Genomic DNA, 25,594 nt, shown 5'->3' on the forward strand with positions numbered 1-25,594 from the left:
ATTATTTATTTGAATTTAATAAAAAAACTATATTTTATTATAAATAGTAAAATAATAATACATTAATTTTAGATTATATACAAGCATAATTATTAAATAAATTTTCCTTGACAAATAATATATATATATTAATATTATAATAAATAGGCATATATATAAAAGAGGTTTATAAAAGTGGTAGAAGCAAAGATACTTAATTTGGCTATTACAGATAAAGGTTTTGTAGTTATTTTGAAGCCGGAAAAATCTGATAAGGTTGTACCAATATCAATAGCATATTTAGAGGCACAGTCTATAATGTCCAGCCTTATAGGATATAAAATAGAAAGACCGCTCACTCATGACATAATATACAATATATTTCAAAACTGCAATATAAGATTAATAAATGTAATAATAGATAATGTACATACAGATACTTTCTTTGCTAAATTAGTCATAGAACATAATGATAAAAATATATTTATTGATTCAAGACCTTCCGATGCTATAGCACTTTCTCTTAAATCAAAAGCACCTATATTTATAGAAGAACATGTTATAGAAAAAGCAGGAATACTATTAGAAGAAAATGATAACTTAATGAAAGTAAAGGAAGGAATACCTTTTACTTATCAGAAATTTGAAAGAGATGAGCTTAGAGAAAAAAACGGTGAAAATATATTTGTAAAAAAAGAACCGGAAGAAATTAATAATACAGATAATCAGCAATTAAATACAAAAAGTAATAAAAAAAATAAAGAAGAATTACAGAAATTGCTGGATCAGGCAGTAAAAGAAGAAAGGTATGAGGATGCTGCTAAATATAGAGATGAACTTGATAATTTAACAGAATAAAATAAAATTTTGTTTTCTATATTACTTATATTTTTTATATATTATATAGTAAGTAATAGAATTATAGAGGATATATGAAACACTGTATTAAAATAATTTTATTTTTAATATTATTTAGTTATTCAGTAATATATTCAAAGCCATCTGATAAAATAAAATTTGAATCAGGCGAACTTACAGAATTAGAATATGATTTCTTTACAAAAGTAGATAATGGAGAAACTAATGATTTAGAACTTCATTATGACGGATTCATAATAGCTTCAGGAATTACTGATAAAGATGAATTTGAATTCTATAGAGAAAAATTAAATAATATAAGAACATTTGCAAAAAAAGAATTGTCTTCATATACTAAAGAAGGGGCTTATGCTTTTGGTAAAAGGCTTTTAAATTGGCTATACACAAGCGGAACATTAAAGCAATATTTTGAAACTTCTACCCTATTTCAGGATTTAATATATAAAGGTGAATATAACTGTTTAAGTTCAAGTATATTATACTCGCTTCTATACAAGGAATTCGGATTTGAGGTTACAGGCGTACTTACTTCAAGTCATTCATTTTGTACAATATATGCAGATGATAAAGCGGTGGATGTTGAAACTACTTTATCAAGGGGATTCGATCCGGGGCAAAAAGAAATAAGAAATACAGGAAACTCTACAATAGTTACTTTCGTGCCTCAAGGAAATTATAGAGACAGAAATAATGTAGATATACTCACTTTAATAGCAACATTATATCCTAATTCTATTTCATTAAAAAAAATAGAAAAAGATTTGGAAAAACAATTAGTAATGGCAAAAAAAGCATATTATCTTTCTCCTAATACCAAAATGTATAATGATAATTTAGTAAATGCTTATAATAGATTGGCTTTAGATTATCTAAATAAAAATAATTTTGAAGCTGCTTATAGAACATTAGAAGAAGCATACTCATTCGATTCTAATAACTCTATGACAAAAAATAATAAAATACACTATTATAATACAATAGGCACAACTTATTTGAGTAAGAAAGATTTTCCAAATGCTATAGAAACATATAAAATAGGAATATCTGATATAGGAGAAGGTGCTGATGTATTAAAAAGAAATCTTAAAGTTTCGTATTATAATTATGCTGTTACTGAATATAATCAAAGAAGATATAATAATGCAAGTATTATATCTGAAGAAGCTTTAAAATTATTCCCTAATGATAGGGATTTTATAAGATTATTGTCATCTATACCGAAATAATATAAAAATAATTCCGAATATATTGTATGAAATTTTATTTTACGATAATAATATTTATTCTTATAGCTAGTTCGTATAGTTTTGCTCAAAGTAATTATAATCTTAATATAACATTTAGAGTAATTGAAAAATTTGATAAAATTCTATCATCTGATAATAAAGAATATGTATTCTATATAGATGCCAATTATATTTTTAGCGATGAAGGCAAAACTATATACAGCAATAATATATACAATATTCAAAATACATTAAACGATTTAGAAAGACAAGAAAAAGAAGCAAAAACACAATCAGAAAAAAATTCCATAAATCAAAATATTAGAATATACAAAGCATTACTAGCCTACAATAGTCCGCCTAAAAAATTTATAACCCTATTAATAAATAGACAAATACATCAATACATATCTAAATATCCATCAAGCTATATAGACGATATGATGCAGAATAATTTGCAGACTTTTTATGATGATATAAGAAATAATATAGTATACAATGAAAAATATACAGGAATATTTACTTCTATAAAATTTCTTACAAAAGATAAATTCAAATATTATACAGGAAGAACATAAATTATAAATTAAATTTGGATTTTACTTTTTCAATATCATATCTAGCAGTACCGCCTTTAAGCTGAATCATCTCCTCAGATACAGCTGAAGCAAATTTCAATACATTATTAATATCAAGCCCCCTCAATATAGCATAGCTCAAAGCAGCACAAAATGAGTCCCCAGCTCCAACAGTGTCAATAACATCAATTTTATTAGAAGGACTAAAAATATACTCATCATTATATAATACGCTCGCACCGGATGCACCAAGTGTAAGAAATATATAATTAATATCAAAATCTTTACTAATAGCTTTAAGCAATGTTTCATTATCATTTTGTAAAGACGGATAAAAAATCCCTTTTATCACAGCTAGCTCATCATCATTAATCTTTAATATATTTACGAACTCTAAAGATTCTTTTATCTTTTCTTTAGTGTAATAATTTTTTCTGAATGTTACATCGCATACTTTATATTTAGCATTAATGTTTTTGAATATGTTTTTTAATGTATTATAAGATTTTTCATTTCTTTGAGATAGTATATTAAAGTAAAATAAATCATAATTTTCTTTCAAAGCATTTTCTATATCGGCATTATATTCTATATGATCCCAAGCAGCATTTTCATGTATTATATAATCAGGTACTTTCTTTTCATTAAGAAAAACAGTAGCTTTTCCTGTTTCATAATTTTTTGATATCTGTATCAAAGATTTATATATATTCTCATTATCAATAAAAGATAAAGCATCTTTAGAATAATCATCATCACCCAAAGCAGTTATAAATTGCAGCTTATCATCTTCGTTTAAAATCCTTGAAAGCTGAAGAGAATAATTAAAAGGAGCCCCTCCTATCACTGAAACATTATCATAAACATCATATAAAAGTTCTCCGAAAGTAAGTATATTTAACATAAATAAACTCCTATTTATTATCTTGTTCTTTAATAGGTGCTTTTAATAATAATCTTATTATAGAATTATTAGTAACAGATGTACCAGCCTGCGGTGAAAAATCTGTTATATATCCCTCGCCTTGTATCATTATCTTAGCATTATTATTTGATACTATATAAGATATACCATTTAAAGCATCTCTCAAAGAAAGTCCTGTCAAATTAGGCATAATGTTATTTGTAATATTATTTGCATGAGGCACTAAACTTAAAAAATCATTAGTATTTATTGTGTATATTTCTCCGTCAATAAGTCCCAAATAAGGTATAATCTGATTGGCTATTTTAGCAAAAAGAGGAGCCGCTACCCTTCCCGCTCCCTGAGATCCCTGCCCCTGAGGGTCATCAAGCAATACAAGTATAGATATTTTAGGATCTTCTAAAGGGAAACCTCCTACAAATATGGATTGATAATACTTTTCAGGCTTTTCAGATTCATTGTTTCTATAAACTTCTGTTATTGCAGTACCTGTTTTTCCAACAACATCTATATTAAGCAGATTAGCTCTATGCCCTGTAGAGCCAGATTCAACACCTTTTCTAAGTAAAACTCTAGCTATTTGGGAATACTGTTCATCTATTATTCTAGTCTTTTTTAAATTATTTGTTGCACTGATTTTTTCTATGCCGTCATAAAATGAATCAACAACATGCATAGGTACTTTCCAGCCTCCATTCAAAAGAGGTAAATAAGAAGCAGCTATCTGCATAGGAGTAACACTTAAATCATAGCCTATTGCTAAATATCCTTTTGAAAATCTATGCCATTTATTTAAAGGGTGATATATTCCACTCCATTCATTTTTATAAGGTCCTACACCTGTAGGCTCTCCGAATCCAAATCTTTTTAAATAATCATAAAAAAACTGATTATCTATTCTTTCAGCTATAGTTACAATAGCAAAATTGCAGCTGTATTTTAATATATCATTAAATGGCACATCTCCATGAGGATAATCACAGTGTATTCTTGTTTGTCTGCTGTAATCATAATAACCTTTGCAATGGAATATTTCATCACTATTCACTACTCCCTGCTCTATAGCGGCAAGCTCAGCAAATATTTTCATTGTACTTCCCGGATATATAGTGCTCATTATACTTCTGTCCATTCTTTCATTATTAACATAAATAAAAGGATTATTCGGATCAAATGAAGGATAAGAATAATTTGCAACTATACCTCCGGTATTAACATCTGATACTATTACTGTAACAGATTGAGGAGATTTTTCAGCAACAGTTTTTAATACTTCATTTCTTACTATAGTCTGAACATCTCTGTCTAAAGTCAATACTATATCTTTTGGATTATCATTTTCTGAAGAAAGAATAGCTTCATAAGTTGCCTCAAGTCCCGCATAGCCTTCAGTCTCAGTTCTATTCATATAACCTATAACATGAGCAAATACATCTTTATAAGGATAAAATCTTTTATAACTTTCTATGCCATAAATGCTTTTTACATTATATTTATCCTTTATTTCCTTTATTTTCTTATAGGAATCTAAATTAATATTCTGAGCCAGCATTATGGTTCTTCTCTTAGTATTTAACAATTCAGCAAATTTTTCTTTTGTAATGCCTATAATATTAAATATTTGAGAATAAGCTTCATTTATATCAGTTTTATCATTACCATCTAAAGAAACAGACTCAGTATCCAAATAAATTGTATATGCTGGGATATTTATTGTAAGAGGACGCATTTTTACATCATATATAGTTCCCCTTGGTCTATCGAGTCCGGATAATGATGATAAAGATTTTCTTTCTTTGATAGTTAAATTGAATAATTGAATGAATATTGCTATTGTTCCTATAAAAAAGCAAATAAGGAATAAATATAATCTTTTAACTCGGCTGTCATTCATAGTTAGGAAAAATGAGGCGGCGAACGGATTTGAACCGATGATAAGAGTTTTGCAGACTCCTGCCTTACCACTTGGCGACGCCGCCATATTTTAGATGTCATTAATGATATATTATAATTAATAAAAAGTCAATAGACATAATTTAAAAATAATGATGATTATTATATTTCAAAAAATAAAAACAGTAAAATAATATATATTATTTTACCAAAGGAACTATATAAAAAAATACCTATTAACTAACTATATAAATTACATGTCAGTTAATAGGTATAAAATTTATTACTTAATTCATAAGCTGTCAGCTGTTAATTTACAGATTTATAAAATTATTCTTCTAAATAAGCATAGAAAAACTTATGGAATCCTAATGGATTATATACAACATCTCTCAATTTAGGATTAACAAGCAAAGGCTCTGTGAAGAAATAAAGAGGTATGGCACCCATATCTTCTTCTATAAGAATTCTTTCAGCTTCATGCATAGCTTTCATTCTTATATTGTTATCATCTGTAGACATAGCCTCACCTATAAGCTCATCATATCTTTTATTGCTATATCCGCCGTTATTTTGAGTATTGTAGCTAGTAAACAAACTCATCATAGACATAGGATCACTGTAATCAGCAGACCAATAAAGTCTTCCTATCATAAAGTTTTTTTCAAGCAAAGTCTGACCTAATAAAGCATTATCTATCTGAGTAATAGTAGAATCTATATTAAGATGCTCTTTCCACATCTGCTGTACTGCTTCAAATATACCTACATGATTACCCGGATCAGTTTTAAACTCTATCACCGGAAAACCTTCTCCATTCGGATATCCTGCTTCAGCCAAAAGCTGTTTAGCCATTTCTACATTGTTAGAATATCCTTCTTTAGATATATCATAAAAATCACCGCCATTAATTCTAAAGTCGCCGTCAACATCATTAACCGCATAAGGCACCCATCCGCCTGCAGGTTTCTGTCCGCCTTTAGTAACATTTTCTACTATATAGTTTCTGTCTATAGCTAGAGATAATGCTTTTCTTACTCTAGGATCTTTTAAATATTCATTAGTTACATTTATAGGATAATAATAAGTAGCTATAAGAGGCTTAATCTGTATTAATCCTTCCTCTAAAAGTGTAGGTATATCCTGCTGAGGAGGTTCATAAGCCATATGTAAAGATCCGTCTTTTATACCAGCTACAGCAGCAGCCCCATTTTGCATAAATACAAATGTTATTTTTTCAGCAACTATACTGTCAGCATTCCAATAATTAGGATTTTTTACCATTATGATGTTTTCATCAATGTTTCGTTCAGACATAACATAAGGACCGTTTCCTATATAAGTTTCAGGCTTCAAAGTCCAATTATCTCCGTATTGCTCTATTATATCTTTTCTTAGAGGTGCAAATGTAGGAAATGCTGCTACTTCCAAAAAATATGCAGTAGGGGCTTCCAATTCTACAACCAAAGTATGATCATCAATAGCTTTTACACCTAAAGAATCTACAGGCATCTCTCCTCTTGTAATAGCCATAGCATTTTTCACAGGTTCATGCTGATAACTGTATTCGCTTGCCACTTTCGGATCAACCTGTCTTTGCCAGCTGTAAACAAAGTCTTCAGCAACAACAGGTTTTCCGTCTGACCAAGTAGAATTAGTTCTAAGAAAAAATGTATAAGTTTTTCCGTCAGCACTTATTTCCCAATTCTCAGCTACACCGGGTACTATTTTATTATTTCTATCTCTTACAGTTAAACCCTCAAATACATGAGAAATATAAATTACTCCGTATATTTGTGCATTCAAACTAGGATCTATAGTCTTTGGCTCAACACTAAGATTAACAATAATTCCTTCATTAGTATCTTTGCCTTTAGAACATGATATTAACGATATTATCATCAAAAATGCTAAGCTAATACTAATAACAGATAATAAAAATCCCCTTATAGTCTTCATAATAAACTCCATAAAATTAAACTATTTATTTTTAATTAACTACCCTAAATAATAGTTAATCAAAACTTTGTAAAAATATTTTATATAATTTTCTAAACTTAGTCAATTAAAAAAATAAAAAGTTATTAATGGATTAAAATTTTGTTATTTGATTTATACATTTTCCTGTATTTTTGAATTCAAATATATTATCAATAGAAATGCTTACCATATTAAGTAATGCTTCATCAGTATAAAATGCAAAATGAGGAGTTATTATAACATTATCCATTTTAAATAATTCCTCAATAATTTCATCTTTTAAAACAACATTTTTTATATCTTTATTAACATACTCAATCTCATTTGAATATACATCTATAGCAGCCCCCCCTATATGTCCGCTTTTTAAACCTTCAAGTAAATCTTTGTTATTAACTATTCCGCCCCTGCTTACATTGATGATATAAACACCTTTTTTCATTTTATTTATAGAATCTCTGCAAATCATATTTTCAGTTTCTTTGCTGTATGGTATATGATAAATTACAGCATCACTGTTTGCATATAATTCATCTAAACTCATATATTCAGCATAATTTTTTATTTCTTCTTTTTCTGTCCTTGAATATACAAATATGTTTTTAGGTGAAAATCCTTTAAGATGCTTTACAGTCAAAGAACCAATCCTTCCTGTACCTATAACACCAATATTTAAATTTCTAATCTCTTTTGCAACAAGTCCTGTTCTTATATAATTTCTATTATATCCATTTATAAGCACATTATTATAATTCTTAACAATAGAAAGCAATGATAGAACTGTAAACTCACTCACAGAATTAGGAGAATATGAAGGTACATTTGCTATTTTTATTCCTATTTTGTTTGCATAATCAATATCTATATTATCATAACCTACAGATCTTGTACTCATATATTTTACGCCGTATTCTTTCAATTTATCAAAAACTTTATCAGTAATAATGTCTCTTGCATTAAAAACTATAGAATCAAAACCTTTTGCATCTTTGACATTATCAATATTTAAATGATATTTATACAATGTGAATTTAGTATTATATTTTTTCTCCATTAATTTAAAAAATTCAGCTTCATCATCTAAAAAAGAATACACAGCTATACTCATAATTGTTGCCTTTAAGTTTGAAAAATATTACATTAATTATAAATCAAGTCTGAAAGAAGAATACATATACCATAGCAATAAATACAAATATTATAATAGCACCAAGTCCAAACATCATTAATTTAAAAGTGCTTATCTTAGAAAATATTCTCTCAAATAAACTTTTATTTCCATTATCTTCTTCGCTAGGCTCAACATACACATCTTTTTCAGGATTGAATAATTTTAATTTAATAGGTTCAATTTCTTCTATTAAGCAGCAATATCCGTCTATTAATTTTAATAAAATTTTAATGGATTTTTCTTCTACCGTTTTTTCTAATACCTCAGCAGGAACTAAATATTTTGAATATTTATCCTTTTTTCCTTTAAGCTCAAGATATATTATATTTTCTTCCACTGTGTTGGAATTTATACTAACTATAACCTTGTCTCCGGGAACTATATCATTTATAGATTTTCCTCCTATTGGGTCAACTACAAATGAGGCATTAATAAGTTTATAATGAGGAGTCTGAACTTCTTCAGATGAGGCATTTTCATCTTTAGTTTCATTACCGCTATTTTGATGTACTGAATGCATAGAAGCTACATCTTCCATTTCTTTATCAACATTCTCTATAGCACTGCGAACAGAATTAATATCTAAAATACTGCTGTTTATATCAAATGTACCTATATGAAAATCCATAAATTTATTCATAGCACTTGCAAATATATCAATAATAGAAATAATATTATTATTGCTTTGATATATTATAATATTATTAATATTTCTATCTTCACTTAGAATATTTGAAATTACTTCATAAAATTTATCAAAATATTGATTGCTCTCATTGTTAAGTCTATTATAAATTTTAATATGTTTATACAATTCTAGTAAATCAGTATAAGCATTTAAAAAAGTTAAAAGTTTGCGATCACCTGAAATAACAAATGCAATATCTATCAAACTGCTATTATATTTATCTATAAAAAAAATGACATATATATATTTGTTTAAATCACTGTATTCAGCCAATATTTTTAAAGCTAAAACTTCATCATTTGGATTTATTTTTTGATGTGACATAAATCTATACCTAAAATAAAAAATTCTAACTGTTATTATATCATAAGTAATATAATAAACAATACCCAAATACCTCCATACCCAAAATAATTATTAAAATAAATACTTGATTTTTTTATGTTTAATTATTATAATTGATTATTCTCAACTAATAGATTTTAAGAGGATTTTTATGTCTGAAAATACAAATAAACTGCAAAAAAATGCTGAATTAATATTTACATATATATACAACAATAGAATAATATTTATATCCGGATTTGTTCTAATAGTAGTAATTGCAGCTGGAATTCTGCTTTACAGAGCAAATATAGAAAGTCAGGATGCCGCTAATAATGTAGAGTTCGAATCAGCACTAGCTTTATATAATGTATATCAAAATGCACAATTACCAGCAGAACAATTAAATGATCCTGCCCTAATAATAGATATTACTTCAAGATTTCAAAAGGTATATAATGCTGCTAAAGGAAGCAAACTTAAATTAAGAAGTGCTTATGCATTAGGATGTGTTTATTATGATATAAATAACCTAAAAGAAGCTGAGAAATACTATCAGGAAGTAGCAAATTCAAGAGGATTCTATTTGCAGGAAACTGCAATGTATAATTTGGCTAATACACAAATAGGATTAACCAATTATACTCAAGCTGTATCTACTTTGGAAAATTTTATTAAAGCATATCCTAAAAGCTATTTGCTCCCTCAGGCAACTTTAACATTATCTGATGTTTATTTATCACAAAATGATAGAACAAAAGCTTTGAATGTATTAAAGTCTTGGACTACTAAAAATACTAATAATATTGAATATCTTTCTTTATTTAGAGAAACTATTTCATTGATAGAAAATAATGTTTATTAAAAAAATTATACATCATTAAATATCGAAAGGAAAAAAAATTGAATAAAAATGCTCCTATTATAGTTCAGGGCGATGGTACTATTCTTTTAGATGTTAGTACAAAACATTTTGAAGAAATTAGAAATTTCATGTTAGTATTTGCTGAATTAGTAAAGAGTCCTGAATATATACATACATATAGAATAACATTAGTCTCTTTATGGAATGCTGCTAGTTTAAATTATACATCAGATCAAATACTTAATTTTTTGAAAAAATATACATCTTACGAAATTCCGAAAAATATAATAAAGCAGATTGAAACTAGCATAGAAAAATACGGAAGAATAAAAATAATAAAAGAATATGATAAATACTATCTTATAAGCGAAGATAAAAATATCATTGATGAAATCCTGCATTATAAATTAATGACTAAATATATAAAGTCAGAAATTAACAAAAACAAATTAGAAATAGATGCAACATACAGAGGTCATATAAAACTTGCCCTTATAAACATAGGCTATCCTGTTCAGGACTTGGCAGGATATAAAACAGGCGAAGAATATCATTTTAATATGAGAGAAAAATTGGCATCAAGCGGAGATGATTTTGCATTAAGAGATTATCAAAAAAATTCTGTAGATGCTTTCTATGCTGATGGTAAACCTGAAGGCGGTGCCGGAGTTATAGCTCTTCCATGCGGTACTGGTAAAACTATTGTAGGAATTGCAGCAATGCATAAAACTCAGACAAAAACTCTTATAATAGTAACAGGTGTTACAGCATGCCGTCAGTGGAGAGATGAAATATTGGATAAAACTGATATTCCTCCTGAAGATATAGGTGAATATAATGGTCTCAATAAAGAAATAAAGCCTATAACAATAGCTACATATAAAATACTTACATATAGAAAAAATAAAGAATCTCCATTTGTGCATTTCGAGTTATTCTTTCAGCATAATTGGGGATTAATAATATATGATGAAGTACATTTGCTTCCTGCACCTATAATAAAACTTACAAGTGAAATTCAGAGTATGAGAAGATTGGGACTTACTGCTACTTTAGTTAGGGAGGACGGACTTGAAAAAGATGTGTTCTGTCTTATAGGTCCTAAAAAATTCGATATACCTTGGCGTGAATTAGAAGAAAAGAAATTTATAGCTGAAGCATACTGTTATGATATAAGAATACCATTAGATGATTCTCATAGATCTGATTATGTTGTATCCAGCGACAAAGTAAAATTTAGAATAGCAAGTGAAAATATTCTTAAATATAGAGTAGTAAAAAAAATTATAGAAAAGCTTGAAGGAAAAAATATTCTAATAATAGGTCAGTATTTGGATCAATTAAATGAGATGAAAAGGCTAACAGGATATACTATAATTACAGGAAAGACTCCTCAAAGCGAAAGAGATATAATATATAAAAAATTTAAAACCGGAGAAATAAAAATACTTATAGTAAGTAAAGTTGCCAATTTAGCTGTTGATTTACCTGATGCTAATGTTTTAATACAGATTTCCGGAACTTTCGGTTCAAGACAGGAAGAAGCTCAAAGATTAGGAAGAGTTCTTCGTCCTAAAAAAGGTGAAAATAAAAGCTACTTCTTTTCAATAATAACTACAGATACAAAAGAAGAAGATTTTGCTCATAAAAGACAATTATTTTTAACAGAACAGGGATATCATTACGAGTTATTAGATAAAGATTCGTTTGAAGAATTGGAATTTAATAATTAAAAGTTTAACGAACAAAAATAATATATTCGTTAAACTTTATAAATGATACTTATTATAGGGGTCTTACTCCCAATGTTACCATCTCATCATAAACAGGCATGACATTTTTACCTAGAACTATTTGATATTGTCCTGAATTATAGAAAACTCCTACAACACCTTCTATTTTTTCAACTTCAGCATCTTTAATTTGTTCTCTGTTTTTCACAATTAATCTCAATCTTGTAGCACAATAACTAAGTGATTCTATATTATCTTTACCTACTTTTGATATTATCTCTTCTGCTATTTTTTTGTAATTTACTTCCATAAAAAAACCTCTGTATATTTTAATATCTTTTAATAATTAATTATATATCTTTTTTATATATTTACAATCAATTTTATTAAAATTATTTTATTATGATATCAATAAAATAAATCTGTCAATCTAAAATCCAAAATTGTAAATACTAAGAAAGTATAAACAAATCTGATGCTAATTTCTTTTTTATTTTCACTCTTTTTAAAATCAATAGTGATATCTATTGGCTCATCATATTCTATATCTGCATCGACTTTTGCAGACATTGTAAAAATATCTCCGTCATTTGCAGGAAATGTATATGTTATAGTATCATTATATCCCAATACATCATTGGTATACATATCATATCTTTTAGCAAATGCCTTAAAAGCTCCGTAACTTGCCTCTATATTTTTTATCTTTTTTATTTCTTTTTTCAAATTCTTTTTATCTAATTTTATAAGTGTTAATTGATTTATTGGCTGTGCTAATTCATAATCTTCAATCTGTTTTCTCCATTTATCTACAGTGTTATTATCCATTTCTGCAGGAGTTGCCAAACTTATAAAATTGTTAGAATTAATCTTTACATCTTCATCATAACAATTTGAATAACTTCCATCATTTGAATATCTAAAAGTTGTTATAAAGTTTTTATCTTTATCATACAGATTCCATATCAAAGAAGAAGCAAATTTATTCATTAAATAATTATCAATAAAAACTTCTTTAAACAAATCATAACTGTATATATCACCGTCTATTAATGTAATACTTAAAATACTAGCAGTATGATTAATAAACTTTGGTATTTCTTTTCTTAATTCTTTGATTTCTTCTTTTAATTTTTCATCAAAGTTTTGAGGAACCTTTTTCAATTCTTTATTATCTTTTATATCAAACAAGCTCAAGGTGTAATCATTATTAACAATTAATTTATAATCATCATTTAATATTTTTTCACATTGAGAATTAAATCCGTAATTTGGAGTACATCTTAATCTAAATTCAGTATAACCTATATTTATTTTTTCAATCAATTCATTAATCATTTTTCCAGCTTCTTTACGAACTACAGAATTCTTTGCGGTTATATATATTTCATATAATAAGCTCTGTGCATATCTGCTTTCTATATTGAATTTTATCATTATAAGGAAAACTTTTGAATCAATACCTAATGATATCAATTCAGATATCTCTTTTAAAGCTTCATCTCCTCCGTACATAGCATAAATAAAACCTGCAATCTCTATGCTTTGATTTTCTAAATAAATTTCTCTAATGAACTTCAAAAATGATTCAAAGTCAAGCAAGTTAACTATATTGTCAATTTTTTCTAATCTGTTAATTGTTCTTTTCAAAGATAAATACTCTGAATATATATACTTTATAACTGTAATATTTACTTCTCTTGATTTATCTTTTATTAGTACATGACAATCCTTTATAAATGTAAGTTTTTTATCTTCTTTTTTAGCATTATATTTTTTTTGAGCATACTTTTCTGCTTTTTCTATAGTTTTGAAATTATAATCTTTTGTAACAAATGAAAGTTCCTGTGAAAAGTCGCTTTCAATTCTTTTTCTCAATCTTACAACTCTTTTATTTTTATCTTTTGCAATAAGATTATATATTTCTTTAACATTAAATTTTGTTATAGTTATATAATCTTCTTTAGGATAAAATGCTTGCATATATACTTTAAGTCTTGTATGTAATTTATCCTCATCATCGCAAAAAGTACCAACTTCTTCTAAATTATCTAAATTCCAATTTTCTAAAGACCCATAATTATCATACTTATACGCAAATCTAAATAGTCCCGCAGCAGTGATTAATTTTTGTGTATCCCATTTATCAAGAGGCTGATTAAAACTTTGTGCCATATAAAACATCATATCCATATTTTCTACATTAGAAACATTCCAACTATTTAAAGGTTGATTAAATTTCATGCATGAGAAAAATGTCTTTTCCATGTTTACAACATTAGAAGTGTCCCATTTATCAAAAGGCTGATTTAATTTTTCGCATTGCCTAAATAAAGAATCCATATTTGCAACATTAGAAACATCCCAATCATTAAGATTCTGATTAAAAACATCACAATATGCAAACATACTTGATAAATCTTTAACTTTAGAAATATTCCATTTATTTAAAGGCTTATTAAAAACTTTTGCACGAGTAAACATAAATGACATATCTTTAACATTAGAAGTGTCCCATTTATTCAAGGGCTGATTAAAGTTTTCGCATTCCTGAAACATGCCTCTCATATTTTTAACTTTTGATACATTCCAATTATTTAAAGGCTGATTAAACTCATTCGCACCATAAAACATAAATGACATATCTTCAACATTAGAAACATCCCATTTATCAAGAGGCTGATTAAAATTAGAACAATGAGTAAACATGTTATTCATACTTTTTACTTTAGATACATTCCAATTACTTAAATCAGGATTAAAATCTATAGCTGAATATCTTACCAACGCATTATAGCCCATATACGCAAACATCATATCCATATTTGTAACATTAGAAACATCCCACTCTTCTATGCCTTCAAAATCTTTTCTTTTGCTTTCATAAAAAAGCTTGCTCATATCTGTGATAAGACTTGTATCAATATAACAAAGTTTTATACCGTCAGTAAATACTAATTTTTTTAATTCTTTTTTTGTTTCTGGTTTGTATTTTCTCATAATTCTCTCCAAATTAACTTTAATTTTAAAATATCATTTTTCATTATTTTTTATAGTTTTTAAATAAGAATTTTTTGTAACAGATGAAAGTTCTTCTGAAAAATCACTTTCAAGTTTTTTTCTTAATTTGGATATTCTTCTATTTTTATCTTTTGAAATAAGATTATATATTTCTTTAACATTATCTTTTGTTATAGTGATATAATCTTCTTTAGGATAAAAAACTTGCATATATACTTTAAGTCTTGTATGCAATTTATTTTCATCATCACAAATTAAAGTTATATCTTTTAATTTATCTAAATTCCAATGTTCTAAAGATTCATAATTATCAAACTTTTCAGCATATTTAAACAAAAATGCTATACTAATTACCTTTTTTGTATTCCATTTATCAAGAGGCTGATTAAAACTTTCTGCCAACATAAACATGCATGCAATATTTGTTACATTGGATACATTCCAGCTATTTAAAGGCTGATTAAATTTTTTACAATCATCAAACATTCTAAACATATTTTCAACATTAGAAACGTCCCATTTATCTAAAGGCTGATTAAAATTCTCACAGCTATCAAACAAACATTCCATATTTTTTACATTAGATACGTCCCAATCATTAAGAGGCTGATTAAAAATAGTACAATAACTAAACATATTTGATAAATCTTCAACTTTACTAATATTCCAATTATTTAAAGGCTGATTAAAGTTTTTTGCCAGATTAAACATACATGACATATCTTCAGCACTAGAAGTATCCCACTTATCTAAAGGCTGATTAAAACTTTCTGCTAGCTTGAACATACCTCTCATATCTTTTACATTAGAAACATTCCAATCATTAAGAGGCTGATTAAACTCTTTTGCTCCCAAAAACATAAATGACATATCTTCAACATTAGAAGTATCCCACTTATCTAAAGACTGATTAAAATTAGAACAATAGGCAAACATATTACTCATCTTTTTTACTTTAGATACATTCCAATTATTTAAATTAGGATTAAAATCTATTCTTGATAAGTCTAAAATAAAATTATAGTCCATATATGCAAACATATAAGACATATCCTCAACATTAGAAACATCCCAATCTTCTATGCCTTCAAAATCTTTTCTTTTACTTTCATGAAAAAGATTGCTCATATCCGTTATAAGACTTGTATCTACACAATCAAGTTTTATATCGTCTGTAAATACTAATTTTTTGAGTTCTTCTTTTGTTGCTGGTTTGTATTTTTTCATAATCTAGTATCCTAATTATAAATTTAAAAATTATATATTATAATTAAAATAAATCTGTAAGTCTAAAATCCCAAATCATTAATACTAGTAAAGTATAAATAAATCTTTTACTTACTTCCTCTCCATTTTCATTATCAAAATAAATATTAATTTTTACTCTGTCATGATAATCAGTTTTAGAATTAACATCTGCATCTATAGTAAAAGTATCTCCATTCTTTGTTTTTAATGAATAATTTTTGACAACATCGTATCCTATATATTCAGAATACATTTCATATCTTGCACCGAAAGCTTTAAAAGTACCATAAGCTATTTCTAAATTATCTATTTTTTCTACTTCGCTTTTCAAATTATCTTTATCTAATTTTATAACTGTTAATTGCTGTAAAGGCTGTGCTATTTCATAATCTTCAAGCTGCTTTCTCCATTTATCTATAGTATTATCGTCCATTTCTACAAGGCTTGCTAAACCTACAAAACTATTATCATCAATTTTTACTTCTTCATCTTCACAGTTTGAATAACTTCCGTCACCTGAATATCTAAAAGTTGTTATAAAATTATAGTTATTATCATATAGATTCCATATTAAAGATGAAGCAAATCTATTCATCATAGCATTATCAATAAAAATATCTTTGAATATATCATAACTGTATTTCTCTCCGCTTGCTAATAAAACAGCTAAAAGAGAAGAAGTATCTTTCATAAAAGAAGGAATTTTTTTTCTTAATTTTGTTATTTCATCTTTTAAATCTTCATCGAAGTTTTGAGGAATCTTTTTTAACTCTTTATTATTTTTTATATCAAACAAACTCAAAGAATAATCATTATTCAAAATTAATTTATAATCTTCATTTAATAGTCTCTCTCCTTGAGAATTAAAGCTGAAATCAGGAGAAAATCTTAATTCAAACTCCTCATAGCTAATATTCATTTTTTTAATCACTTCTTCAATTAGATTATAAGCTTCATAACGTACTTCAGATTTTTTTGTACTTGAATATATTTCATATAATATTCTAAGTGCATATTTACTTTCTATATTTAATTTAATTATTAAAAGTGAAAGTTTAGTATCTTTTTCTTTTTTATATATATTTTTTATGGCTTTATCTCCTCCGTATAAACAATAAATAAAAGCTGCTGTTTCTTTATTAGTTTCATCATAGATATTTTTAGCAAAATTTACAAATGATTCTTTATCAAGTAAATTAACTATATTATCAATCTGCGTTAATCTTTTAATATCTCTTTTAAGAACTAAATACTCTAAATATATATATTTTAAAACTTTATTTTCAACTTCTCTAGCTTTATCTTTTATCAAAACCTTATAATTATTATTTATAAAGCTTACTTTCTTATCATCTTTTTTATTATAATTATCTTCAACATATTTTTCTGCTTCTTCTATAGTTTTGAAATTATAATCATCAGTAACAGATGAAAGTTCTTCACTAAACTCTGTTTCTAATTTCTTTTTTAATGCCATAACTTTTTTATTTGTGTCTTTTGATATTGCATTATATACTTCTTTGACATTTTCTTTTGTGATAGTTACATAATCTCTTGATACTAAATCATATTCTTCTGATATAAAATCATATTCATCATCATCATATTCTTTATCACTATTTTCAATAGGTACATAAGTGTTGTGAGAACCATAAAATGCCTGCATATATACTCTAAGCCTTAAAGGCAATTTTTCATAGAATCTTTCATAGTTAGTGCATAAATCACTCATATCTGATACTTTACTTAAATCCCAATTTGCTAATGAATCATAATAATCATAGCTGTCAGTATATTTAAACATTGAGTACATTTTGCTTAATTTTTTTGTATTCCATTTATCTAAAGGCTGATTAAAAGAATCGGCAGAATAAAACATAGATTCCATAGTTTTTACATTGGATACATTCCAGCTATTTAAAGGCTGATTAAAAGAAATGGAAGAATGAAACATAGCCTCCATAGTTTTTACATTAGATACGTCCCAATCATTAAGAGGCTGATTAAAAGAATCACATGCATTAAACATATAACTCATATCTTCAACTTTACTAACATTCCAATTATTTATATTCTGATTAAAAGTTTTAGCAATACTAAACATACCGCTCATATTTGTAACATTAGAAGTATCCCATTTATCTAAAGGCTGATTAAAACTTAAACATTCTCTAAACATCCAAGACATATTCTCAACATTAGAAGTATCCCAATCTTCTATGCCTTCAAAATCTTTTCTTTCACTTTTTTGAAAAAGCTCGCTCATATCTGTAATAAGGCTTGTATCTACATCGCTAAGTTTTATACCGTCTGTAAATACTAATTTTTTGAGTTCTTCTTTTGTTTTTGGTTTATACTTTTTCATAAATTTAATCCTAAGTTATAGTTTACATAACTCTATTATAGATATATGATTTTTCTATACTAGAGAATAATTTTATTTATAAGGCAATTTTATAAATTTAACTGATTATTAAAAAATTAATATGCTAATAGTTATTCAAATACAAAATATAAAAAATTGTTCGATAAAATATTTTATTAAATAAATGAGAGTTCACAACTTTTTGATTTTTTCTATAGTTAAGCCTGTTACTTTACTTATAATATCAATATCTATATTTTCTTTTTTCATATTTTTATCTAATGAATATTTTTCTTGTTCTATACCTTGTTCTATACCCTCTTTTATACCTTCTTCCCTTCCTAATCTTCTCTCCTCATCAAGCATTATTTGATTACCGTATAGATATGCCTCTTTTTTCTCATATTCCATCATCATTAATTTACTTTTGACAAAATTATTATATTTTTTCTGCACTTCTTCCATTATGGTTTTTTCTTTTACTATTTCAGACATAGACACCTCCAAATTTTTACTTGTAAATATTTTTAGCCAATAATTTAAATCTCTAGATAATGCATTTTTCTTAATTTTTTTTAACTCTATTATATGTATCTGCAAATGATCTGTTAATAACTTTTTATTATTCATATCATAAAGCATATAACATGAATGTATATTCTTTGTTTTATCCAAATTGAAATTTAATAGATTGATACTTATTACAGGAGTAAGTACATCGTATCTTTCACCATGCTTTAGTAATTTACTATAATTAGCAGCCCAATAATAAAGTATGCGTTCTGGAAATCTAGAATTGCCTTGTAATTGTATTTCTATAATAACAACTGAACCGTTTTGAGTAAGGCATTTTACATCGAGGCATCTGCGACATCTGTCCACCTTGCGTGCCACCTTCGGTGCTATTGTTTCCTTTAGATTCCTATTTTTCTTTAGATTGAAATGGGTAAGAATTTCAACAGAACGAAAAGTTTTCATATTAGCATTAATCATTATAGAATTAATAAAATCCAAAAGTATGGACTCGCTGCTGCCTTTATCAGTAAAATAATCATTTAAAGGATTAAAATATTTTATTTGTTTAATATTTGATTTATTTCTCATATATGTATTATACTTAAAATTATTAACTTTGTCAAAAATAAATATAAAAGCTAATATTTAATCAAGTTCAGCCCTAGAAAATAAATCTCTTATCAGTTTATCATCTTCGCATGCCTCTTTAAATAATAAAGCAAATTTCTTTAATGCTTCAATATTGCTGCTGTAAGCACAGAACATACTTGATTCAGAATCAAAATCAATAATCCCTTTTAAATCAGGCACTCTTTCTTCTAAAAACACTATAGCCAAAGACTGCCAATCATACCCTCCTCCTTCAAAACCTTCATCTTCTCTTTCTTCAAATATTTCTACTTTATATTCTCCAACATTTAAACAAAGAGAAGCGGTATTTTCATGTTCTACAAAAAAGAATGGTTCTATTTGTTTTTCAAAATCATTTTTCATTTTTACTTCCTTTTAATTAATTTTTTTATACTAGTACTTTACTGCAATAATAAAAATGTTTAATCTTTTAATACTCTAAAATCATAAATAACAAAATATTAACAATAAATATTTTACTCCTAAACTTTAAACAAGTTTAGAGTTTAGAGTTTAGAGTTTAGAGTTTAGAGTTTAGAGTTTAGAGTTTAGAGTTTAGAGTTTAGAGTTTAGAGTTTAGAGTTTAGAGTTTAGAGTTTAGAGTTTAGAGTTTAGAGTTTCTCTTTAAGTATACTTTTATATTATATCATTAAAAATGTATTTTGTCAAATTATCAAAATTAAATTAATTCCGTAATTTTTTCAAAGCTTCTTGCTTATTCTGTTTAGCCTTTTCATAATTTGAATCTATCTCTATGGCTTTGTCATAATCATTTATAGCTTCTTCATATAAACCCATACTATATTTTGTAAACCCTCTATTATTATATGCATCAGCCAATTTTGGATTTAACTCTATAACTCTATTATAATCTTTTAAAGCTTTTTCATAATCTCCTAAACTATAATACGAAAGCCCCCTATTATAATAAGCATTTATATTGTTATTATCCAATTCTATTACAACATCATAATCTTTTACAGCCTCATTATGAAGTCCAATATTATTTTTAGCAATTGCTCTGTTATAATATGCATCAATATATTGAGGCTCTATATTAATTGCATTAGTAAAATCTTCTAAAGCATCTTCATATAATCCTAATGCACTTTTGGCATTTCCTCTATTATTATAAGCATAAAAATATTGAGGCGATAATGCTATGGCTTTATTAAAATCTTTTATTGCCTCTTTATAAAGTCCTAAATTATATTCTGCTGTTCCTCTGTTATTGTAAGCATCGGTATATTCATCATATATTTCTAATGCTTTATTTATATCTGCTATAGCCTCATTATACAAACCTAATCCTATTTTGCATGCACCTATATTATTATAAGCATAAGAACTATTGGAATTGGAAAGTTCTATAACTTTATTATAATAAGAAATAGCTTCTTCATAAAGCCCCATACTCCTTTTAGCATCTCCTATTCCATTATAAGCATATACTTCTGTATCATCTAATTCCAATACTTTTTTATAATCTTCTATAGCTTCAATATATTTTTTCGACATTAATTTTATGAATGCCCTGTCTATATAAGCATCTATATTATTGCTATCCAAAACAATAGCTTTATCAATATCTTTTAGTGCATCTTCATAATACCCCAAATTACCTTTAGCATATCCTCTGTCATCATAAGCATTTGAATGAGTAGGTACTAATTCTATAACTTTATCATAATCTTTTACAGCTGATTCATAAATCCCAAGATTACATTCACAATTTGCCCTATTATAATAAAGCTCTGCATAATTTTCATCTATTTCTATACCTTTACCATAATAATTAATAGCCTCTTCAAAAAATCCTAATGCCTGTTTAGAAAGACCTAAATAATTATATATTTCAGAATTATCCCCATCTTCTTCTAATGCTTTAATAAATAATTCTGATGCTTTATCAAACTGAGTTTCTCTAAATAATTGCAAACCTTCTTCAAAATATGACATTATGCCTTCCTTAATTAATAAAAATTGTTTATTATTGCTAGCTATAAACTCGCTTAAAATATCTGACAACTAAAGTTATCAGCTGCTCGTTTATAGCTTTAAAATTAGTATTAATTATAATTTATAAATAAATACTTTGACAAGTAAACTTGTTAGACACTTACAATTTTTATTTTAAAATTATTAATAAAAATTATTCACCACAAATCTCTGACAAGTAAACTTATCAGAAACTCATAATTATTATTAATTAAAACAATATTTTTGCAAGAAATTTATATTATATTTTTGGATTTTTTATTATAAAATATAATACACACAAATAAAAAATTATTTAATAAAATAAATATAAGAAAATTGATAAATGTATCAATATAAAATTAAATTATATATACAGAAGATATAATAAAAATATAAAAGTAATCCTATTAGCTTATATTATGAAATGCAAACATGCTCTTCATAAACTTCTTTGGCTTTAGAATAAAATTCGGCAGCCTTTTCATAATTTCCATCGATAAATTCAATATTACCTAAATGGAAATAATCACTGGATTCAGGATTTTCTTTTATTTTATTTGTATACTTTTCTCTGCTTTCTTTCAAATTAGGATAATTATCTTTTAAAGTTTTACTTCTAAGGTTTTTAAGAGCTAAAACTTCAGGAGTATCAGCAGGATACATAGCTAAAGCCTGCAAATACATATTTTCTGCCTTTTTATAATCTTTAATTTCATGCAAACAAACACCATAATAATGATAATCATTATGGTCAGCCAATTTATTATCTACTAAGATTTTATAAAAATTCATAGCTTCTTTATAAAGTTTATTTCTAAAGAAGTAATTAGCCATATATACTAAAGCAACCCTATCTTTAGCATTAATTTTAAGTACATTTTTAGCAGTTTCCAATCCTTTATCTTCTTCCTTAAGTAGGGTGCATAAAGATAAAAATTCATAATAAGGATTAAGATTTGATGAAGTATATAAAGTGATTCCTTTTCTGTAAAGTTCAAAAGCCTCTTCAAGTCTATATTCTTTTTTAGCAATAGCACCTAAAATGAAATAGGCTTCTGCTGCCATCCAATATTCCAAAAAAGTATTTAAAAATATTTTAGCATGTTCATAATCTCCGTTTTCAAATAAAGAAACTGCCACTTGTAAATATGCTTTCATATCATCAGAAGTACTTAATCTCATACTTCTTTTCAAAGCTTCTATAGCTTCTTCATTTACTCCTTTTTTTAATAATTCTTCGGCAAGATTACTTAATTTCATTGCTTTAGTATTAGTAGACACGTTCATACTCCTTTTTATTGAATTGGTCTTACATAAACTTCTTCAGAAAAACCACTTTCTATATTTCCACCCTCTCCGCCTATAGCTGTAACAGTAAAATAATAAACTGTTCCTTCTTTAAGTCCTTCTATTTTATATTCATGTACATTCTCTATTACTATAGGTGTGTATTGTGCTTCATTATATTCACCTGATTTAGTTCCATAATAAATTTTATAACCTGATATATTTTCATGAGAACCACTCCAACTTAGCATAACAGAAGTACCGCTTACCACATCAGCTTTTAAATTAGATGGTACTAAAGGTTTTTCAGGATGATGATAATCTATAGAAACATTATTTAATACAGGCGTAACATTTCTATCAACATTACTTTTCAATACAGCTCTAATCTGAATATATCTAGTCATTGTATTTGTCATAATATTTGTATAATTTTTTAAAGGCTCCCAAGCTATATTAACATCTTCAGAAGCAAAATAATAATCTGAAGTTCTGTAATACATATCTATATAACTTCCATTTGTAGAATTTCCAACATAATTTATAGAGTCAATAAATGTATTCCTATTTCCCAAATCCATAACCTTACTTATTATCTCTCCGTCTGCAGTATAATTATATAAATTAAAAGTCTGCTTATAACGAGGTGTAAAATAAAAAGCATCCAATCCGCCTATAAAACCATTTCCTAAATATAAAGGATCCAATTTTATATTATCAAACTCTATAGTATAAGGAGAACCTGTTGCATCTCCTGTTCTAGTCAAGTATACAACCTGATCTTCAAGGCCGTCTATATATTTCACTAATTTTCCTGTAGAGGCATTAAAACTTACACTATGATGTCTCCATTCATTTTCTTTCAGATATTCTCCCTCAGATAATATAACATTTGTATATACTCCATTATAGGAAAATATGTTATTAAACTGCCAAACTAATCTGCCATTAACAATATTAGCTTTTATGCCTGAAGATTTTGTAACACCATTTTCATTATATATAGCAGTTTTTGATAATACCTGAGAATTCATTCTTATTTTATAAGGATTCAAATAAAACTCCAAAGTAAAACTTGTCATAGTATCATCAAAATTGTGAGTACCATCTCCTACATAATAATCTATTTTCACATACGATTTAATATTATGGAAGAATATGGCATCTCCTCCATTAGCACCCTTTATAGATTTAATATCCTTACTATATATAAGCCCCTGTAAAATACTAGAATCAAGAGCTGTATCTCCTCTTAGATAATTAAGTGCCGAGTCGCTGTCGCTCAATATATAACTATTAGTAATATTATTTAATGTGGTATAATAAATATTATTTGTGTTTGAAAAAACATCATAAACAACAGCATTTAAACTAGCTGTAAAATATAAAATAAAAGCTATTAAAAAACCTATATAATGCATTTTCAAGTCCCAATTACTATTATAATTCTTTAATAATTATTCGGATATTTTTTAAATATCATTATTAAAAATATAATAAAAACTATAATGTATATTTATATAGTTGTAAAAACTATAATTAAACTATATTAATAAAACTAATCAAAAAAAGATTTGTTATATAATAAATAATAAAAATATACTAGGAGCAATTATGAAATTATCATTTATATTTGCATTTATTTTATATATGAGCAGTATTTTATTGGCAGATACAAGAAGTGATTTTTTTTCTGCGGTACATAGCGGAAATATAAAATCTGTAAAAGAATATATAGAAATGGGAATAAATGTAAATTTACGGGATGAAAGAAAAAGAACGCCTTTAATGATAGCGGCATATAAAAATGATATAAAAATGGTTAAACTTCTAGTTGATAATGATGCAAATGTAAATATACAAGATGAAAAATTGAATTCTCCTTTTCTATATGCAAGTTCAAGAGGAATGCTTGATATAATAAAACTAATATATAAAAAAGCTGATACAAAAAATGTTTTAAATATTTTCGGATCGAATGCATTAATGCTAGCATGCGAAAAAGAACATTTAGGAACAGTGAAATTCCTTCTTGAAAACACTGATATAGATGTTAATCATATTAATCATTTATCATATACAGCATTATTAGAAGTTGCCATTGTTGGAAATGACAGTTTAAATTATGCTGAAATAGTTAAGATTCTATTAGAACATGGAGCCGACAAGACTATTAAAGATAAGAACGGACATGATGCTCTATATTATGCCAAAGAAAGAAATTTAAAAAATATAGAAAAATTATTAGAAGAATAAAAATAAAGGCAAAAGCCTAAGAAATAAGACTTTTACCTTTATTAATAATT

Annotated in this window: 19 protein-coding genes, 1 tRNA gene and 1 pseudogene; 6 read left to right on the forward strand and 15 right to left on the reverse strand. The window is 26.4% G+C overall.

Features of this window, described 5'->3' with window-relative positions; translation table 11 throughout:
* The first annotated feature begins 174 nt into the window (after positions 1-174).
* From BHAMNSH16_RS02025 to BHAMNSH16_RS02035, 3 genes are all read left to right on the forward strand, one after another.
* On the forward strand, positions 175-837 hold the full coding sequence (locus tag BHAMNSH16_RS02025) for a bifunctional nuclease family protein (RefSeq protein WP_008728812.1): 663 nt from the start codon (positions 175-177) through the stop codon (positions 835-837).
* 74 nt (positions 838-911) lie between these two features.
* Entirely contained in the window at positions 912-2,084 is a 1,173-nt protein-coding gene (locus BHAMNSH16_RS02030; protein ID WP_008728811.1) for a tetratricopeptide repeat protein, read from the forward strand.
* Between the two features lie 26 nt (positions 2,085-2,110).
* Positions 2,111-2,662: a hypothetical protein gene (locus BHAMNSH16_RS02035; protein WP_008728810.1), complete on the forward strand. Its 552-nt coding sequence runs from the start codon at positions 2,111-2,113 to the stop codon at positions 2,660-2,662.
* Position 2,663: 1 nt separating this feature from the next.
* Here BHAMNSH16_RS02035 and BHAMNSH16_RS02040 read toward each other — a convergent pair whose 3' ends face one another.
* The 6 genes from BHAMNSH16_RS02040 to BHAMNSH16_RS02065 form a co-directional block, all read right to left on the reverse strand.
* On the reverse strand, positions 2,664-3,566 hold the full coding sequence (locus BHAMNSH16_RS02040; protein WP_008728808.1) for a carbohydrate kinase family protein: 903 nt from the start codon (positions 3,564-3,566) through the stop codon (positions 2,664-2,666).
* 10 nt (positions 3,567-3,576) lie between these two features.
* Positions 3,577-5,481, reverse strand: a complete 1,905-nt coding sequence (locus BHAMNSH16_RS02045) for a penicillin-binding protein (RefSeq protein WP_008728807.1) — start codon at positions 5,479-5,481, stop codon at positions 3,577-3,579.
* A 14-nt stretch (positions 5,482-5,495) separates the two neighbouring features.
* Positions 5,496-5,566 (reverse strand) — tRNA-Cys (locus BHAMNSH16_RS02050).
* A 244-nt stretch (positions 5,567-5,810) separates the two neighbouring features.
* Entirely contained in the window at positions 5,811-7,439 is a 1,629-nt protein-coding gene (locus tag BHAMNSH16_RS02055) for a peptide ABC transporter substrate-binding protein (RefSeq protein WP_008728806.1), read from the reverse strand.
* A gap of 133 nt (positions 7,440-7,572) precedes the next feature.
* On the reverse strand, positions 7,573-8,568 hold the full coding sequence (locus BHAMNSH16_RS02060; RefSeq protein ID WP_069731471.1) for an NAD(P)-dependent oxidoreductase: 996 nt from the start codon (positions 8,566-8,568) through the stop codon (positions 7,573-7,575).
* 43 nt (positions 8,569-8,611) lie between these two features.
* Positions 8,612-9,643, reverse strand: coding sequence for a hypothetical protein (locus tag BHAMNSH16_RS02065; RefSeq protein WP_069731472.1), 1,032 nt, complete (start codon positions 9,641-9,643; stop codon positions 8,612-8,614).
* A 172-nt stretch (positions 9,644-9,815) separates the two neighbouring features.
* Here BHAMNSH16_RS02065 and BHAMNSH16_RS02070 point away from each other — a divergent pair, with 172 nt between their 5' ends.
* The gene (locus BHAMNSH16_RS02070; protein WP_069731473.1) at positions 9,816-10,508 is read left to right on the forward strand and encodes a tetratricopeptide repeat protein; all 693 of its coding nucleotides are present in this window, start codon (positions 9,816-9,818) and stop codon (positions 10,506-10,508) included.
* A 38-nt stretch (positions 10,509-10,546) separates the two neighbouring features.
* On the forward strand, positions 10,547-12,241 hold the full coding sequence (locus tag BHAMNSH16_RS02075) for a DNA repair helicase XPB (RefSeq protein ID WP_008728800.1): 1,695 nt from the start codon (positions 10,547-10,549) through the stop codon (positions 12,239-12,241).
* A gap of 52 nt (positions 12,242-12,293) precedes the next feature.
* On the opposite strand, the gene BHAMNSH16_RS02080 is transcribed toward BHAMNSH16_RS02075, so the two are convergent.
* The 9 genes and pseudogenes from BHAMNSH16_RS02080 to BHAMNSH16_RS02120 form a co-directional block, all read right to left on the reverse strand.
* The gene (locus BHAMNSH16_RS02080; RefSeq protein ID WP_008728799.1) at positions 12,294-12,551 is read right to left on the reverse strand and encodes a PTS transporter subunit EIIB; all 258 of its coding nucleotides are present in this window, start codon (positions 12,549-12,551) and stop codon (positions 12,294-12,296) included.
* A 98-nt stretch (positions 12,552-12,649) separates the two neighbouring features.
* On the reverse strand, positions 12,650-15,241 hold the full coding sequence (locus BHAMNSH16_RS02085) for a BspA family leucine-rich repeat surface protein (protein WP_069731474.1): 2,592 nt from the start codon (positions 15,239-15,241) through the stop codon (positions 12,650-12,652).
* Positions 15,242-15,277: 36 nt separating this feature from the next.
* A pseudogene (locus BHAMNSH16_RS02090) lies at positions 15,278-16,489 on the reverse strand (BspA family leucine-rich repeat surface protein); the annotation flags it as partial.
* A 43-nt stretch (positions 16,490-16,532) separates the two neighbouring features.
* Positions 16,533-18,875, reverse strand: coding sequence for a BspA family leucine-rich repeat surface protein (locus tag BHAMNSH16_RS02095; RefSeq protein WP_069731476.1), 2,343 nt, complete (start codon positions 18,873-18,875; stop codon positions 16,533-16,535).
* 192 nt (positions 18,876-19,067) lie between these two features.
* Positions 19,068-19,979, reverse strand: coding sequence for an Rpn family recombination-promoting nuclease/putative transposase (locus BHAMNSH16_RS02100; RefSeq protein ID WP_069731477.1), 912 nt, complete (start codon positions 19,977-19,979; stop codon positions 19,068-19,070).
* Between the two features lie 57 nt (positions 19,980-20,036).
* The gene (locus tag BHAMNSH16_RS02105; protein ID WP_008728773.1) at positions 20,037-20,384 is read right to left on the reverse strand and encodes an immunity 51 family protein; all 348 of its coding nucleotides are present in this window, start codon (positions 20,382-20,384) and stop codon (positions 20,037-20,039) included.
* Between the two features lie 321 nt (positions 20,385-20,705).
* Positions 20,706-21,980: a tetratricopeptide repeat protein gene (locus BHAMNSH16_RS02110; RefSeq protein ID WP_069731697.1), complete on the reverse strand. Its 1,275-nt coding sequence runs from the start codon at positions 21,978-21,980 to the stop codon at positions 20,706-20,708.
* A gap of 438 nt (positions 21,981-22,418) precedes the next feature.
* Complete coding sequence (locus tag BHAMNSH16_RS02115; protein ID WP_069731698.1) at positions 22,419-23,282, reverse strand: tetratricopeptide repeat protein; 864 nt, start codon at positions 23,280-23,282, stop codon at positions 22,419-22,421.
* Between the two features lie 14 nt (positions 23,283-23,296).
* On the reverse strand, positions 23,297-24,709 hold the full coding sequence (locus BHAMNSH16_RS02120; protein ID WP_008726895.1) for a fibronectin type III domain-containing protein: 1,413 nt from the start codon (positions 24,707-24,709) through the stop codon (positions 23,297-23,299).
* A gap of 193 nt (positions 24,710-24,902) precedes the next feature.
* Between BHAMNSH16_RS02120 and BHAMNSH16_RS02125 the strand changes: the two genes are divergently transcribed.
* Positions 24,903-25,544, forward strand: a complete 642-nt coding sequence (locus BHAMNSH16_RS02125) for an ankyrin repeat domain-containing protein (protein WP_069731699.1) — start codon at positions 24,903-24,905, stop codon at positions 25,542-25,544.
* Positions 25,545-25,594: the final 50 nt, after the last annotated feature.

It is taken from the genome of Brachyspira hampsonii (assembly GCF_002214805.1).
Classification (GTDB): Bacteria; Spirochaetota; Brachyspiria; order Brachyspirales; family Brachyspiraceae; genus Brachyspira; species Brachyspira hampsonii.